Genomic DNA, 18,308 nt, shown 5'->3' with positions numbered 1-18,308 from the left:
CATCAATTACGATCAATTACTTTATTCCATTCCCATAAATAACCACACAGATTATAGACATTAAAACAGTACAAGTAAATGAGATAATAATATCCTACTTTTTTAGTCAGGAAATAATAATGACAAATGAAATTAATCAATAAAAATAACCATTGGTCAGTGAACAAACTATAATATAACGAGCATTTGTTATTCAGCGGAAAAAAAAGCTCACCCATTCTGTGAGCCATTTTTATTATTCATTTTAACTTTTATTCTTGAGAACTAATTACGCAAACTGCGTCTTACCAATAGTAGTATCTGCCCACGCCGTTGTAATGGCAATTTTTGCCTTACTGTCCAGATTTTCAATAAAACCATTATCGCCCGCTGTCGGAGCAAAACTGCTCATTGATTGGATCAAGGTATCAACCGCATTATCCGATAGAGCCGTAAACTCACGCTCCCCCGATGTATTCTTATCCCTCATCTGTACGACCAGTTTGGCGCGGTTACCATCAAAATAATGACTAAAAGTGACTGAACCTATTGATTCAAATGCCCCCTGAGCGGTTTTATCTTCGGTATGGCGGTTTACTGATAACACCAGATCATATCCGCTACGTTGGAACCACAGGTTTTGCCAGTCCATACCGTCAAAGACAATCATATCTTCTGCATTGATATCATCAATCTGACTGTCAATTACCTTACCGCTGACCACAAAACTGTCTACGCCGGTACCACCCTGAAAACGGTTCTGATAACCCCCTAATACCAGCAGATCCTGACCATCACCGCCATTAAACTGGCTGAACTTCGAAATAGCGGCCGCTATCAGATGGTCATCACCTTCTCCACCATTAATCACCGCATGGTAGCCCAACAGTTTAATCACATCGTTACCGGCGTTGCCGTCAATTTGGTTGTCATTACCAAATACTCTAGCAAAGTCATGGCCTTCACCTAACTCAACCCGGTTGTTATTACCAATAGTCACGGCATAATCTTGATCTTCTCCGGTATCCACCCGGTTGTAGTTGCCTGAGGTGACAACGTAATCCTGGCCCTTATCGGTATTAATTAAGCCGCCTTCGCCAAAGACAAACGTCTGGTCATTACCTTCCCCCATGAACACATGGTTAATGCGTCCGGCTACCACCGCGGTATCATCGCCATTACCGCCAAACATCCAGTTTTCACGCCCCATCAGTACGCCCAGATCATTACCTGCACCGCCCGCAAAGATGTTGGAAGTACCGATTGAATAATAAACATCATCTCCGCGACCACCCCAGAAGTTGTTGTTATCTCCCAGATAGGCACCAAGATCTTTACCATCACCGCCCCAGTTGAAGTTATAGTTCCCCAACGATACATGGATATCGCTATTCCCTTGCAGATGACCGCTGTTACGCAAGAAATCAAACGTTTTCTGCTCCATATTGAGCAGATCCGCGGTTAGATTTCCTTTTAAATTGGTCACTAATGACTTCATCTCTTCTTGCTTATCTTTGCTGAACATCGTCGCAAACAGGTTAGGCAAATTCAGCGAATGAAAACCAAGTGCACGCTCTGGTTCGGTGCTCTCCGCTTTTTCATTTTCATCAGGCTCTTTCTGTTTCAGTCCATGACTCTCAGCAAAGGATTTAATGCCATCCGTCCCCATATTGAGGTGAGATTTCAGGCCGTCTAGCAATTTATCTGGATCAGTGAAAACTTTCAGTTGTTCACCACCGAATTTTCCAATGACTTCAATCATCTCTTTTAGAATAGCCACACCATCCACTGGCTCGTCTCCACGGGAGACAATACGACCATCCGCAGTGTAATCCACATCAAAGATATCCGCTAAAGTGGTATCTACATTCACACTGGCTAACCGGCCAAGCAATTTATTCTTAAGCTGGCGAGGCAAATCCTGCGGATTATAGGTAAACGTGGTCTTCGCTATACCGGTTGTCGAGTATTGCTGAGTCATTAAACTGAACAACGAACCCAGGTTAGTATCGAGAATCGACTGGATATTGTCACCAAACATAAAGTTCCAGTTACCCGTGGTCACTTGAATATCCGCCCCTTGGCCCCCTACTGCAAAGTTGAATGCCAGTTTTTCATTGGCTTGGCGGAATTTATCTGCGCGGCTCATTTTGCTCATATCAACGCTGTTGTCATTACTGCTTAGCCACTGGTTGAATTGCTTATTCAGCGCGGCTTCCGTATCACTTTTCAGACCACGGCTACTACGCTCATGTTGAGAACCCAAATCAACCAGCGTCTTATAGTCAACGCTGCTGGTTTGGTCCAAACCAGACATATCCTGAACAAATTTTTTCGCGCCAGCGATTGTCCATTGCTGATCTTGCACCGCTAGCCAGTCCTGCTCTTCACCAGAATGAGCAATGCTTTGCAACACACCGGAAATACGGGCTGCACCATCAAATGGATTAACCAACGGCGGCGTTGGCAGGGATTTATCCATCATCACAATCAGGTCATTACTACGGCCTTTATTGAAACTGACGTTACGATTGCCAATAAACATTTGTGCCCCTTCAAGCGCCTGATAACCTGCAATATCGAAGCTGTGTTGACTGTCACCATTGCCGATGTGCACCATCACATTATTATCCCCGAAGGCCAATGATTTAAAGCCACCAATACCTACTTTGATGCCAACGTTCGATGTTCCCCAATTGAGCGCAGTAAATTCACCATTCCCCACATCCACCTGAATATTACCTGAGTAAATTAGTTGGTTATTCGATACATGACTTGAATCGGTTTCAATTTTATTTTTGCGCTTCTCTGGCGCAGTGAAAATATCTGCATTATCCACAATTGCACCTTTAGGTGGCGTATCAGTATCCGCGACACCGACACGAGAAAGATTGATATCGCTTTCAGCAATATTGCGACGCACTCGCTCTGAACGAGTTTCAAGTTCACCTTTTTCATTCCAACTCAAGACGACTTTGTTATCAGTCAGATTATTGATCCATTGATTATTTTCATTCTGGGTAAATTTACGCCCAGTCACATCAACGGCAACTTCACTACGACGAGCCGAAACAGTTGTGTGAATACCTTGCCCTTTTAAGGTGGTGATGAAGTGACGAGCAAAGTCATCTCGTTTGTCATCATTAATCAGCGAACAACCCACGATGCTAATATGGTCTGGTTTACCCGCCGGACCAAAGCTTTGAGTGAATTGTTTGAGTTTTATTGCCAGTTCATCGGCACTGTAACCACTCAGACGCGTGTTATTCCGCTCTGATTCGCTACGACCATGCCCCACAATCTGCCAGCGTAACTTGTCCGATGGTGTAAATTTAGATGAATCACCATAGACAACGCGGTATTTACCCTCAGAATCAAGCTGAACAACTACGCTGGAATCCGGGTGCTTACTCGCCAGATTAGCCGCTGCTTTGACTGTTACAGGATCATCCTCCATCTGGATAATGATTTGACCATCAAAGCGGGTCTCTCGACCATCGGTTTGTGGTATTACCTCTACTGTTTGCCAGAGCTCAACGGGCTTATGAACTAACTCTACCGCTGATGTGGCTTGCAAACCATTAAGCAATTGAATACGCAGCACATTGGCAACATCGTCATAACGCTTGCGCAGGCTAATATCATCCGCCTGAGCTATGAAACGGTTATTTGCATCCACTTTAAGGGCCGGCAAACCGAGACGATGAGTCATGCCAGGTACAAAATGATCAATACCTTCATGGGATTGCAGATGAGCATCACCATAAATGGCAACAAATTTCTCTCCCTCAGCTAATTGTCCCAACTGCCCAACCGCCACATTATTAGCTGCACCAGCACGATACATCAGGCCATGTTGTGATCCCTCTATTGCCGGACGAGTCGTGCTGTTGTCATCCAATACAATAATTTTGATCCCTTTACTTTTAGCCCGCGCAAATAAGTCAACAGGCAAATGTTTGGTCTCAATCATAGCGGCCAGTTCAGCGGGCATATCTCCACCTGCCAAGAACTTATCTATCAACGGCTGAGCCAAATCCGAACGCAAATGCTCCAATCCAATAACCGTCACGCCATGAGCTTTCAACGCATCCATCTGCTCATTGACAAAACGCAATCCATTAAGATCTGAACCATGACTCTCACCGATCAGCAACCCTTGGCGATCCTTAAGTAGCACCGATAACTGGTTATTCAGATCTACCCCGTCACTAAGCTGACGGTTGAGTTGTGTCAGGGCGTCTGAGGAATATTGTTTGTCCCAAGCCGCGACATCTGTTTGACGGGAGCTGTGATATATCGCTTCTATCTGTGCCAACCTACCCCGCTCCAACTGAACCAAGTAGGCAGGATTAGCAAACCGATTAAGTAAAATCGCTTCGTGTGAACCAGCAAAATTTGGATCCGCTTGTTTAGCGACTTCCTTAAGGAAATAGACCGCCATCTTCACATCTTCAGATCCCGTCATATCCAGCAGCTCATTATAACTGTAGCCGAGATGAACCCGCTTATTCCGCTCATCAATCCGAGCATGAGTCAGCAATCCCTTATCTTGAGCTCGACTCAGGCATTGTTTGAAATCATCAAACTGATCACCTAAATCCACATGGAATTTAGGATTAAAAGCGAGATCGGCGGGAATTTCCCCCTGATATCCTAACTTAGCAGCAAGATAAGGATCTTCCTTCACCCAACGCACCATCAGATCTGTCAGTCCTGGTGTATCACCACGAACTTCATTGCTGGCAATCTGGTAGATCCGTAATGCCATCTCAGGTCGAGTTTGAGCTATCTCCAGCAACGGGCCACGCACCTCCTGTAATGCACCGCTAAACATAATATCCCCCAGTTGCGTCTGTACGTTGCTCAAGGCGGTATTACGTTTGGAATCAGGATGTGCATCAAGGTAACGGGTAATACGTTGATATAGTTCGAAGCCTGCGGCTAACTGCTCGTTTCCAGTCAGGTTATGAATGCGGTCAAGTTCGTCCAGAATTACCTGATAAGAAGGACCTATCGGTTTAGCAAAAACTTTGGCCTCCTTACGCAAACCATCCTTGGTAATAAGTTCATTCAATAATGGAGTGCTATCATTCTCCATGACGACTGTTTCTAATGCCTTATTTTTGCCAGATAACGCAGTTAAATCTTCCACAGGAGAGTGGTTTTGTTTTTTCGCTATTGTTTCAAGCTGAGCTTCCTGAAGTGCCTGAGCATAATTAAACAACTCAGTTGGCGTCCAGGTACCAAACTTTGGTAGCCACTTATGACCGACAAGTTTATCCGCACCCCCTGCTTTTAATACTCTGGCAACAATGCTTGAACAGTTATTCGTCAGCAATTGATAATGCTTATTAGGGTCGCTACTGATTTTATTCCATTCCGCCTGCATTGCCGCCACATCCAGACCTTCAAGGTTAATGCGGAATACGCGCCCTTGATCGGCTTCGCTAATTTTAAAGTCCCGAATATTCTCCAACTCTCGCTCTTTAAATTCACGAATGACATTAGCAACACGTTTTTCTGCCAGTTGAGGATCTTGTACATTTTTATCGGCTTGATATCGCAATTCTTCCGCAAAAAGTCTGCCAACATCGGCCATCTCATATTGATGATCATTCCACATTTCAACAAATGGCTGGTATATCTGCTCAGGAATGTCGGCTGATTGCAACAACGTAGGATTTGCCAATGCCATCATGGCAAAGCCTTCAGTAACATCTTTGAAGGTTATATCTATCCCTCGTGCCAATTGCAGCTTTTCAATGAAACGTTGTAATTTACGATCACCATCTTTCAGGCCGAACTTATCATGCTCTTCAAAGGCTACATCTGCTTCAAGAGTTTTATGGTTCAACGACGGCCACCAACTGACATAATTTTTCTCATTGATAGCACCCGCGTCGTCAGTATTAATATGCGCACGTCCCTGACCAATTTGCATGGCGACGTGACCCAATTCGCTATGATCGCTTGGTTTCCAAACAAACAGTGTGGCACTTATCGGAGATAAATGCTGCTCAATCGCTTGATGGATTTTTCCTAAACCAGAGACATCAATGCCTTTACCATCCATCGATAAATCGCTGGCTTTCAGATTCGAGAAGACGGCATCTGAGACATCTTGACCATATTCTTTAATAACCGCCGCCTTGACTTGCTCAACCGCTTTATCAGAACTCTCCGCTTTCTGGTTAATATGAATATTTGCCTTACCCCGAGTGACAAAATCACCATTTTCATCAATATAAAGATGTTTTGAATCCTTGATATTCGCACTGTCAAACTTATCGTACAGACTACTGAAATCGCCTTGCTCTGGGATTCTCACCGTGGATTCAGCAAGCACCATCGACTCTTCGAAACGCGTGTCAATTTGAGACAATAAGTCCTTCATTGCTGGTACACGACCTGAGTCAGGATGACCTAAGAGATATCCTTCAACCTGTTGGCGCAAATCGGATAATTTTCCAATCACATCCAATTCATAGTCTTTTCTTCCTTGTCGGGCATTGTGATAACTCTCTAATGCATCAATCACTTTTTGATAACTGTCACCACGAATTTTACCTGCAACAGATGCGGCTTGCTGGAACTCACTCACCGACATCAATTTTGGTATGGGCTTCCAGATGCCATTCACTTTCTCAGTAAGAATTCGAGTATGTCCTTGATGATGAGATATAATCCGATCTTCAATGAAATATAACTCATCAGGTAACTGTGCATAATTGTCGTAATTAGCAAGAATAAAACGTTCAACTGCTTTAAGCAGATTATTGCTAGTGGTATTTTTTACAATAATTCTCTTAAATTCATTGCCATTACCTGGCCACGAACGCACCTCAAATCCTTCATCACTCTTTTGCACTAATATGTTACGTTCTGTACGTAATCCATAAAACGGCAATGCTTGATTCAGCATCGTGTCGATAGCACTAAGCTTAATATCGAGATCAACAACGGTATCGGCTTTATAGCCGCCGGGGTTAGCTAACAGCCGTTTTTTCTGTTCTTCAATAGTCAAAACATCAAACCGCGCCTGCACAGCAATACCCGCCTCTGTTAATTTGCGGCCAATCGACTCGGTAGGCAACCCTTTATATTCACTTGCCGGCTTATCCAACAATCGAATATCACCGACTAATCCTTCACGTTGTAGTTTACGCAATACAGGTAATTCAACATTCCAGAAATAGTTGCCAAGACGTAATCCCCCCTCAGAGATCAAATAAACATCACCACGTGATCCCGCGGCATAGATGGAACTCCAGAAACCAGTGTTGCTATACGTAGCAGCATCAATTGCCGATCTTAGCGCTTTATGTTCACTATTTTCAGGATCGGCGAGGTACATAATTCCCCAACGCATGAGTTGCTGATTGAGTTGAATCGCAAAAGCGTTTCCCTGCACATCAACATCGTAAACAATTTTCTTACCATCCGGTTGAGCGGCCTCAAGAACATCTCGATGCCTTCTAAAACTCTTCCCGGACCAGAATGAAACAATACTTTTGTCATCGCGGGCAGGTTCAAAGCCATAGCCATAACTGTCTAGTTTTGTAATAAACTCAACTCGTTTATCCCAGTCATAATCTAATGTGGCGTCAACAAATAGTTTCGCTAAAGATGTGATTTCATTTTCAGGTACTTTATTTTTGGCATTGGGATTCTTGAGATGCCGTTCAACAAAAGTCACTATCCGTTGCCTGGTTTTATCAGAAATATCTGCATTAACACGCTTAAATCCGGGAACAGGAATATATTCGTCCGATGCATTATTGTTACCATTATCAAGCCAACGGTAGATATGGGCGATTTTTTGTGCACGACTGAGTACGGAAGAATCGACTGCCCTCTTCTTGCTGCCACCCAATCCTTCCAGATTAATACCAGAAATTATCGGCGCTTTTCTAACGAGTTCACGCGTCTCATGTGAAAGAGGAACCACAATGCTGTCAGATTGTGTTTCAACAGACCGAGGAATAAACGAAACACCAGTATTTTTTGCACGAATTCCCGCGTTGATCTGCAACCGGCTAACAGCTTGTTTAGCACTCTCCAACGCTTGCAATTCTTCTTCGGTCAGTCCTTGATAATATCTGTTTCTCGCTTCTGGCATCGATTCAGGATCAATATGGCTGCCGGTTTCTCCCGCCCCCGTTGACTCATAGGCTTTTTCTCCTGACAAGCCACTGCCACTTGCACCAATACGAGCAGGTTTAGAGTCACTTAGTTTCGCCCCTTTAGCATCAGTTTGGGTCTGAGCTGCTTTACTTTCCGCCGCTACGGTATCACGCTTACCACGGCTTTCTGCATTCTGATACGCAATATTGGCGTTGTCCTTCGCCTTTTCTGCCTGCTGCTGTTGTGAAAGAGCTTCTTCTTTTCTCTGATCTGCTTTGAATTGTGCGTCTACACCATCAAGAATCGCCTTATCACGATTTTGTTTACCTTTTTCAGCACCTGCTTCTGATAGCACCACAGCATCTTTTACTTTTTGCTGTGTATCAATAGTATCCCGATGTATCTCTGCCAGCCGTTTTTCTAATGTCGGACGGATATCATCCAACCGCTTCTGGATGTCCTCAGAAATTCCACCCACGTAGTCGAGATAATGGTTATCCAACTCACGACTATCATCAGTTTCATCTTTAAGTTGTTTAAATTTGTCAGCGATTAAAGTCAGTTCTTCAGTCGCTGCCTGAGCTTCTTCTTTTATCGCATCACTCTGTACTTGCCCATTTTGGTTAAGAGCTTCCTGATCCGTTGATTCCAATTGAGATTTCGATTTTTCAATCGCTGCCAGTTGTTTCTCTTTTTCTTGTTCCAGAAGCTGGCGATCTTTTTCGGCTTTATCTTTATCACTTAACGCATTTTTAGCCGCCTGATCTTGCCTGGCATATTCAGTAACACTATTGGCTGGCAATGTACCTACAGATTTTGCAACAACGTTATCCAAGATATAACCAATACCATTATTATCGCCGATACCTTTAAATTCGATACGGTTAGTACCTGCTTTAGCGATTAATTCCAGTGTTTCACTTTGCCATGCCGTATCACCATTAGTAATGGTAAATTTACTTTCACCATTCCAAATAACTTCCATGCCTTCATTAGGCATAACATTATTTGCACGTTTTGCAAAATCAAAGCTTAATGAAATGACTTCACCTTCAAACCGGTTTTTCAGATCCTGGTAAATAGTGGTACTGACATCCACATCAAGTTCACTGACCCGTGAGCCATGACCTGCGTTATCAAGGCCGTAAGCACTTGCCTCATAATATGCTTCAACACCATTGGTTGATTGCCAACCTTGATTACCTTGTTCAAAATTACCATTGACGATCAGATTTTCGTTCCGATCTGATACCGACCGCGTTTTTCGATTCAACGAACTGGCTAAAGAATTTTCTATTGAGTCAATATTAGGTACTTCTACCGCTGTTACAGAACTGCTCAGATGATTATTTAAGTCCGAACCAACTTGATCAATTTCATCCATCTTAAAACCATCAATGGAGGAAACTTCAGTTAAGTTAATCGCACCTCTGCCTTTGTGGGTACCCGATGTGTTTGCTTCATCCCCATGCACCAGATAGTTAATCGCCTGGCTGCCACCCACACCGAGTACAGTTTGTTTGATATTGTTGAAGAAAGAGGTAAGTTTGTTGCTTTCTGTATTACTCGATGCCACAGCCAAGCTGTAAAAATCACCATCACCAATCTTAATCGCCACATTGTTGCGCGCATAAGAGGCATTAACATATAAGCCATGACCAATTTGAATATTGGCATTACCTAAGCCTTTCATTACCGCAACATTGAGGCCATCCCCAACTTTGGTATTGACGTTATATTTCCCCCACGCCACGTTAACCGAAACACCATTACCTACATGAGTATTAATGTTAGCGTCACCATGAGCAGCAGTGACATTTAAGCCATTGCCCACTGTCGTCGTGACGTTAGCTTTGCCTTTTGCCGCCGTCACCTGTATACCGTCACCCACCTTGGTGACGGCATTGCCTTCGCTCCATAAGGCGTTAAAGCTGTCGCCCTTCCCTACCTTGGTGACAATGTTAGCCTGACCTTTAGCCAGCACCACATTACGCCCGTCACCAACTTTAGTGATGATGTTGGCTTCGCCCCAGGCTCCGGTGTAATCATCACCGTTACCCACATGGGTGATAATGTTGGCATCCCCCTGAACCACTGTGACTTCTTGTCCATTTCCCACTTTGGTAATAAGGTTAACTTTACCTTTCGCGAAGTTGTAACGGTCGCCCTTTCCCACTTGAGTCAGGACATTCGCTTCCCCCCAAGCCACATTTACGCCGGTACCATTACCAACCTTCGTGATGATATTGGCTTTTCCTTTGGCGAAGCCCACTGTCGTGCCTTCGCCAACATGGGTCATCATGTTACCGACATCGGAAATAAGCAGGCCGACTGTCGTGCCCGTGCCGTCGCCCACTTTGGTCAGAATATTGCCTTTGCCAAGCAAAACAGCCGCCGTCGTTGAGTTGCCCACGTGGGTAATCACGTTCGCTTTAGCCGCCGCAACCACCCCCATAAAATCATCACCCACTTTGGTAACGATATTGGCCTCACCCAGTGCTAACACGCCGGTTAAACCATCCCCCACATGGGTCATCATATTGGCTTTACCAAACATGGCCGCCAGCGTTGTGCCATTACCGACTTTGGTCATCACGTTCAATTCACCGGCAAACAAACCGATACTGGTGCCATCACCCACATGCGAATAGATATTGGCTTTCCCTATCATTAAGGCGGCGGTCAGGTCGTTACCGACTTTGGTCAGCACATTGGCACCCCCAATCATGGCGGCAAAGGTATTGCCCTCCCCGACATGGGTAAAGATATTGGCTTTGCCCATCATCGCCGCCAGGGTCATGCCATTACCCACTTTCGTGGCGATATTGCCCTTTGCCAGCATCAGCGCAACACTGGTGCCATCCCCAATATGCGTAAACACATTGCCCGCCGCTACCATCAAGGCCAGCGCATTACCGTCACCCACTTTGGTAAAGACGTTCACTGCGCCCCCCATTAACGCCCATGCATCCCCTTTGCCGACATGGGTAAACAGGTTGCCCGCACCAATCATGACCGCAATTGATGTCTCCTCCCCGACTTTGGTGAAGATGTTCCCTGCCGCAGCCATCACGCCCAGCGTCAAACCGTCACCAACATGGGTCAACACATTGCCAACGCCAAACAGGATGCCAGTCGTGTCACCCTTTCCGACTTTGGTCAAGATATTCGCGCCACCCAGCATCACGCCCGTGGTATTGCCGTCACCGATATGCGTAAGGACGTTTGCACCACCGCCCATTACCGCCAACGCATTGCCTTTCCCTTTCTTGGTCAAGATGTTGGCTCCGCCCAACACAATGGCGGTGGTGTTGGCGGTTTCAGTCTCCTCACTGAGATGGGTGATAATATTGGCACCGCCGAACATACCGGCAACCATATCTCCCGCACCGAGCTTTGTTAGCACGTTAGCGCCACCTAAAAGTACAGAAGAGATATCCCCTGCTCCGGCCTGGGTGATGACGTTAAAACCGCCCGCTCCGGACCAGTTCCCATTGCCATTACCTATTTGGGTATGAGTGTTGTACCCGCCCAACATCAACACCCGGCTGTTACCGTTGCCTTTGTGGATCGAGATATTGCCATAAGCCAGAAGATGTGCCAGATATCGCCCATCCCCGACCCGCACAAGAACATTTACCGCACCACCAGCGTAAACATCCATTTTTCCGCGCTGGCTTTGGTGAACCAAGACATTGGCTAAACCCGCGCCACGGAATGTCAGATCGCCCTCTTCACCACTTTTTACAACGACGTTAGCTGCACCAGCACCATCAAAATTGGTATCACCGAATTTTGAGCCGTGCAAAATGACATTCGCTGCTCCTGCGCCCTTAAAATTAACATTTCCCCGCGTGACATTAGATTTAATAACGTTTCCACCACCCGCACCGTTAAAATTAACGTAACCACTGCTTGTGGGTGACTTTACAAGGTCTTGCTGGCTATATTCTTCGCTATGTACTAATCGATGGGAAGTACGGCGCACCGTATTAACGTCATATTGAAGCTGGCTTAACGTGTAACCGGGGCCAATAGAGGTATATCCGTTAGCATAGGAAAGCTCTTCATTAGCCAAATTACCCGTATGATCGCCTGCTTTGTACCATGCTATTGCTTTGTATTTCAGTTGCCTTGTTTCAGGATCGTTTTTCAACTGAACTTCAACAATTTTGGTATATCGCCCCATTACCTTGGCATACACATAAGTATTGGGCTGCCGGTTCGATTTGACTGCGGAAACCTCAACTTTGCGGCCATCAGAGAAGATCGCATATCCCCCCATTTTGGCATCGCCTAGCGAGATATCCTCTGCTTTAATTACCATGCCGCCCGCATAGGTTACCCACCGATCTATCAATAGGCTTTCCTCGATAGCATGAATCTCGATAGGTTGCTGATGCTCAAAAACCAAACTGGAGAGACGGTAAGCCCCATTAGCGTTTACCGCGATAAATCCATTGCCTGACGAAATTTCTTTCGCCGCAAGATTTTTAAGGTGGTTACCTGCTTTATACCAAGAAGTGGCATGATAACCGAGTCTACCTGTGGTGGGATTATTCTGAAGCTGGACTTTGCTGATTTTAGTGTACATTTTGTCAGCAAACGCAAAAAGATAGGTATTCGGTTCGACGGTTGATTTAATACCTGTAACTTGCTGAGACTCCTGAATCCAGCTTCCTCCCATCGTTGCCGTCGTCAATACGATTTCTTTAGCTTTAGCAAATTCCAGTGTCTCACCATCGGAATCGCTATTCATGCCTATTCTGGTGATTTCATTGTAAGCACCCGCACCGGAGAAATTAATATTGCCATGCGCGACATCAGAATAGAGTTTGTTATACCCCCCCGCACCTTCAACAGTAATATCACCGCGGGTCTGTTCATACTCGTCTTTATTTTGGCGTACACGCTCAATGCGATTCGATGCCCCCGCACCACGTAAGATAATATTACCTTCTTTACCTTTACGTACAATGTGATTATCAGCACCAGCCCCATTAAATGTAACGTTACCGCTCTCCACTCGTGAGCTGATGCTGTTTGCAGAGCCTGCGCCATTAAAAGTCACATTTCCCTGTGAATCTTGATAACGGTTAAACCAGGTACGGTCAATGTCGTTGTATGCCCCTGCGCCGGCAAAATCTAAATTTCCCCGGTTAGTTTCATGCCATAACTTATTGTATCCACCAGCCCCTTTAAAATTTGTATCACCAGACAAACCCTTACGAACCAGTTTATTGTAGCCGGCAGCACCCGAATAATTTAAATTTCCCGTATCACCCGTATGATTAATAAAAGCCGCACCGGCGGCCCCCGCAAATGACAAGCCACCATTTCCCGTTTTACTAATGCCGGTGTAACCTGAAGCTCCCTTTACCGCAAGGTCACCATCTGTGTGGTATACATCGACTTTAAGTGAACCAACAGTAACATCATCATTTCCGCCATAAGCATAAACTTCACCACCAACACCAATAGCAGTAATACTATTACCATCATTATCGTCGTAGTATTTTCCTGTAAAGAAGTACTCTGTACTTCTATTTGATGATTTCCCCATCAAAAATCCCTTTAAATCATACAAAAATTAAACAAAAAACCACTGTACCTGACGAATACAGCGGTTATTTTGAACATCCAGCTTCCCGCGGACAGTACAAGCTTTCTGGCCTTTCCACGGCAAAAAGACACGGCGGCGCAAATCCTTGGCAACTTCACGACCGTGACCAAAAGGAGCAATCATTTCGGGAAAAAAGATATGTGGACCTGAGCGCCAGTCTGTGTGGATAAGCTCTCTTTCTCCCGAAAGAAGCTCATCTCGATTCTGCTCAGATAAAAAAGCCCAATTACAAAAGGCGATTGGGTGCCCGTGTTCATCTTCGTAATAGCAAAACTGATTCAACTCAAATGAAGGCAAGATACGCTGTTGCCACTCGGACACCAGGTATCTCCGATGCAGAGGAGAATGCTGACTCAGCAGCATTACTCCTCCAATCATTGCTTGAATTTCTGCGTTATTCAGTTTCACTGGTTGATGTATAATCGCCATCCGCTAATCAACCATGAGATCTTATTTTGTATTTTTAGATAGGCGTTTTTTAGCGTTAGCAGGTTCTTCCGCTATAGATTCCGATGCAATTTGCTCTTCAGCCACTTGTGGCGCAGGTAAAAACCCGGCTGCAACCAATTTGTCAAATTCAGCCGCCATTCGTGGATCTTCCAACATATTTTTAACCATCGAAACCATATACATAAATCCCGATGCTGGCATATGGATAACTTGCTTTAATTCAAGTTCATTATCATTTTCTGCCATTATCCCATTCGCCATACGATTAGGTTCTTGACCAACGAAATAAAGAGAAAAAATCCCTTTATTATAATTAACACTAGAGATGGTTTGTACGAATTTTTCAGACATATTTTTATTTACCAAAAATAAACAATTTATTAATGAAGTTATACAATGTTTACAACAAAAAAGACATTTGATTCACGGGTATCTTGAATTTTTATATCTATAAATACATTAAGAGTAAAAAAACCAATGAAATAATATAGAGAAAAAACTCAAAATCAACATTTACACCCAAAAAGTCCTTTTACCCCACATATATAGTCCCATTTACCCACATCGATAATGACAATAAATATAAGATAATAAGCAACACTTAAATGCTACACAAAATTAATATAACCATTTGTTTTAATTCATATTTTGTGGATTTTAAAGATATTTTTTCATGAATAAAATTGAGAAATTGACCATAGCATCATTAAAATTAATATTGATGATATATAATAGAAAAGAAAACATCACTGACATTGATAAATTAAAAAAATCTAATTGTTATTATTCATCTATAAGTAATATAGAGGAAAAATTTAATTTATCGATTTCAAGTAAAAATTCCGTAGGCAAAAAGCACCATAATATACTTCTACCCGCAATCTTGTTTGATAATAATGGCCTACCCTTTGTTTTAGCCAAATCGAATAAAGAAAGCTCACTAATACAGAGGGTTGATAAAGAAAATCCTGAAATATGGTCCGAAGAAAGGCTGATAAAAGAGTGGAATGGAAAATGGATTAAAATAAAACAGAAACAAGCTAAATTTAACATCCGTTGGTTTATTCCAGAATTTCTGGCACAAAAGAAAAATCTATGTGAGATACTGTTATTTTCCTTTGTGTTACAGATTCTTGCGCTAATTTCTCCCTTGGTTATTCAAGTGGTAATGGATAAGGTCTTAATCCATCAAGCGCTATCAACACTTGATGTATTAGTCTTTGGCTTAATCATCGCCGGCATCATCGAGGTGATTTTGCGTGGATTACGAGAATACCAATACGCTCACACCGCAAACCGCATTGATATCAAACTGGGATTAAAACTAGTCCGGCATCTGTTCGGGCTACCTTTACTCTTTTTTAAATCCCGCCAAGTGGGCGCTATTGTTACTCGGGTGCGTGAACTGGATACCGTTAGAGAGTTCCTGACCGGCTCAATGTTCACCTTATCTGTCGATGTTCTATTTATGTTTATTTTCATCTACGTGATGAGCCTGTTATCCGGCCTACTAACTTGGGTTTTTCTCGCAACCTTCCCTTTTTATGCCATTTTGGCATGGTGGGTAACGCCTCGTATGGAAAAAGCGGTTGAACAACAATTCACCCATGCAGCAATAAATACCTCTTTTCTGACTGAAACGGTTTCTGGTGCTGAAACCCTGAAAAGTCTGGCGGTAGAGCCCAAATTCGTTCGCCGTTGGGATAGCCAGACTGAGAAGATGGTCAATACTAGTTATGCAGTACAGCAACTGGGTAATCGCTCAAACCATATTGTTATGCTACTGCAAAAAGTTACCAGTGCGGCAATTCTCTGGTTAGGCGCATCAGAGGTTTTATCACTGCAAATGACCATCGGTCAGTTGATCGCCTTCAATATGATGGTAAATCACACGGCCCAACCATTAGCCAGATTAGTGGAACTATGGGGACAATTTATCAGAACACGGGTGGCCGTCGATAAGTTAGGAGATATGTTAAACCTGCCAACCGAGCATCAATCCGGCCAGCAGCAAATCACACTGCAAGGAGCAGTCTCATTTAACCATGTTGTTTTTCGCTATCAACCCGATATTCCACCAACGATTAAAGGATTGACGCTCGATATCAGAGCCGGAGAAACCATTGGTATTATCGGTGCCTCTGGTTCCGGAAAAAGTACATTGGCTCGTTTATTACTCCGCCTTTATACCCCAGAAATAGGCGCAATTACCTTAGATGGAATCCCATTACAAAATATAAATATTGAAACACTCAGACAGCAAGTCGGTGTGGTTTTACAAGAAAATTTCTTATTTAACAAAACGGCATATGAAAATATTGCCCAGTCAAAACCTGACGCCGACCTGGAAACCGTGATTAAAGCAGCTAAGCTGGCGGGTGCTCATGAATTTATTCTCAAGCTGCCGATGGGATATGACACAACTATCGCAGAAGGCGGACAATCTTTATCCGGCGGTCAACGTCAGCGGCTGGCTATTGCCCGCACTCTCCTGACTAACCCCAAAATTCTCATTCTTGATGAAGCAACCAGTGCGCTTGATGATGAATCACAATCACTCATTCAATCCAATATGGCAGAAATTGCCCAAGGCAGAACGGTTATCACAATCGCACACCGCCTTTCAACTGTACGTCATTGTGATCGCATCATTGTTCTTAAACAGGGGGAAATTCTCGAACAAGGCTCCCATGAACAGCTACTTAACCACGGTAGACAGTACCGGAAGCTCTGGCAGTTACAACAAGAATTAAAACAGGAGATGCCTTGTCATGATTAAAGCTTTTAAGAATAAAATTAAAACCTGGTTGCGCCCTTGCCCACGGCACTATGACTTTTTACCGACACATTTAGCGTTGTCACAACGACCACCGTCGCCTTTTGCCCGCTACACTGCAATAATGCTCAGTATCGGCATTATCATAGCCTTGCTCTGGGCCTATCTGGGTAAGTTGGATGTTCAGGCAACCGCAACCGGTCGCCTAATTGTCTCTGGCCGTTCTCAGATAATTCAGGCATACGAACAGAGCAGAGTAACCGCTATCCATGTTCAGAATGGGCAGCAGGTAAAGAAAGACGCCCCACTTCTGACACTCAATACACTCGGTGTTAACCAGGATATCATCCGGTTATTAAAGCAGATCGAATATCAAGCCCACGAAAAAATTCGTTATCAGGCTTTGACAAAAGAGCAGGAACCGACAGAACAGGAACTGTTTCAGGCGTTGCCGGCATCTCAACAAACACAAGTTGCTGACAACTATTCCCGGGAGAAAAGAGAATACGAAGCTGTTGTAACAAATCTGAAAGCAGAGATGAACGTCAATCTCTCTTCTCAACAATCACGAAAAAGCGATATCAATGCGCTCACTAAGCTCCGGCAAAATATCAGCCAGCGTTTAAAAGCACGTCAAACCTTAAGTCAAAAACAAGTGATCAGTAAAGTTGAATATCTTGAACAGGAAAAAGAATTTCTGGAAACAGAACGCCTGATTGCCCAACAAAATGCGGAGCTTCATGTTCTGCAATCGCAATATATTAGCCTGGAAGAACGCTTAAACAGCCTGAAAACACAAAAAGAGCGCGAATGGTTTGATAAAAGAAAACAGGCCGAAGTTCAATTGGTCGTTTTAGAGCAAGAGCTGGCAAAAGCTCAGGTACGGGAGCAACTTGAAGTCATTCGCTCCCCCGTTACAGGAACAGTTCAACAACTCAGCGTCCATACATTAGGCGCGGTACTGCAACCAGCACAAAACTTAATGGTGATCGTCCCTGATGACAATGTGCAGTTGGCGGAAGTGCAAATTTTAAACAAAGACGCCGGGTTTGTTTATCCAGGCCAACTAGTCACCGTTAAGGTAGATGCTTTCCCTTATACACGTTACGGCACGATTGACGGCGAACTGCTGAGTATATCCAGAGATTCAACCACCGATGAACGGTTAGGATTGGTCTTTCCCGCTCAAGTGAGCCTTAAAAGTAATAGCATTGCCATAGACGATACCCAGGTTGAAATTACCCCAGGTATGTCAATCGTCGCTGAAATCAAAACCGACCAACGCCGCGTTATCGATTATCTCTTGAGCCCTATCAGAGAGTATCAATCCGAAGCATTGAGGGAGAAATAATC

5 protein-coding genes are annotated in these 18,308 nt (G+C 44.1%); 2 read left to right on the top strand and 3 right to left on the bottom strand.

The genetic code is table 11. The features are described 5' to 3' along the window. Positions 1-268: 268 nt before the first annotated feature. From rtxA to rtxH, 3 genes are read right to left on the bottom strand one after another with little or no spacing between them, the layout of a single operon-like run. The gene (gene rtxA / locus AAC155_RS02830; RefSeq protein ID WP_113040947.1) at positions 269-13,669 is read right to left on the bottom strand and encodes an MARTX multifunctional-autoprocessing repeats-in-toxin holotoxin RtxA; all 13,401 of its coding nucleotides are present in this window, start codon (positions 13,667-13,669) and stop codon (positions 269-271) included. A 27-nt stretch (positions 13,670-13,696) separates the two neighbouring features. Beyond that, complete coding sequence (rtxC, locus tag AAC155_RS02825; protein ID WP_113040946.1) at positions 13,697-14,158, bottom strand: RTX toxin-activating lysine-acyltransferase RtxC; 462 nt, start codon at positions 14,156-14,158, stop codon at positions 13,697-13,699. Positions 14,159-14,179: 21 nt separating this feature from the next. Further along, complete coding sequence (rtxH, locus tag AAC155_RS02820) at positions 14,180-14,530, bottom strand: protein RtxH (protein WP_113040945.1); 351 nt, start codon at positions 14,528-14,530, stop codon at positions 14,180-14,182. A 322-nt stretch (positions 14,531-14,852) separates the two neighbouring features. On the opposite strand from rtxH, the gene AAC155_RS02815 reads away from it, so the two are divergent. Next, on the top strand, positions 14,853-16,958 hold the full coding sequence (locus tag AAC155_RS02815) for a peptidase domain-containing ABC transporter (RefSeq protein WP_113040944.1): 2,106 nt from the start codon (positions 14,853-14,855) through the stop codon (positions 16,956-16,958). Next, positions 16,951-18,306 (top strand): HlyD family type I secretion periplasmic adaptor subunit, encoded by a 1,356-nt coding sequence (locus AAC155_RS02810; protein WP_113040943.1) that lies wholly within the window; start codon positions 16,951-16,953, stop codon positions 18,304-18,306. Before AAC155_RS02815 ends, AAC155_RS02810 begins: the two co-directional genes overlap by 8 nt. Positions 18,307-18,308 lie beyond the last annotated feature (2 nt).

This window comes from Photorhabdus sp. HUG-39 (assembly GCF_963878365.1).
Classification (GTDB): Bacteria; Pseudomonadota; Gammaproteobacteria; order Enterobacterales; family Enterobacteriaceae; genus Photorhabdus; species Photorhabdus kayaii.
This window is presented reverse-complemented; position numbering and strand designations above follow the sequence as displayed.

Excerpts from the sequence above, each read along its gene's own strand:
- rtxA (WP_113040947.1), bottom strand. The coding sequence starts at position 13,669 with ATGGGGAAATCATCAAATAGAAGTACAGAGTACTTCTTTACAGGAAAA.
- rtxC (WP_113040946.1), bottom strand. The coding sequence starts at position 14,158 with ATGGCGATTATACATCAACCAGTGAAACTGAATAACGCAGAAATTCAA.
- rtxH (WP_113040945.1), bottom strand. The coding sequence starts at position 14,530 with ATGTCTGAAAAATTCGTACAAACCATCTCTAGTGTTAATTATAATAAA.
- AAC155_RS02815 (WP_113040944.1), top strand. The coding sequence starts at position 14,853 with ATGAATAAAATTGAGAAATTGACCATAGCATCATTAAAATTAATATTG.
- AAC155_RS02810 (WP_113040943.1), top strand. The coding sequence starts at position 16,951 with ATGATTAAAGCTTTTAAGAATAAAATTAAAACCTGGTTGCGCCCTTGC.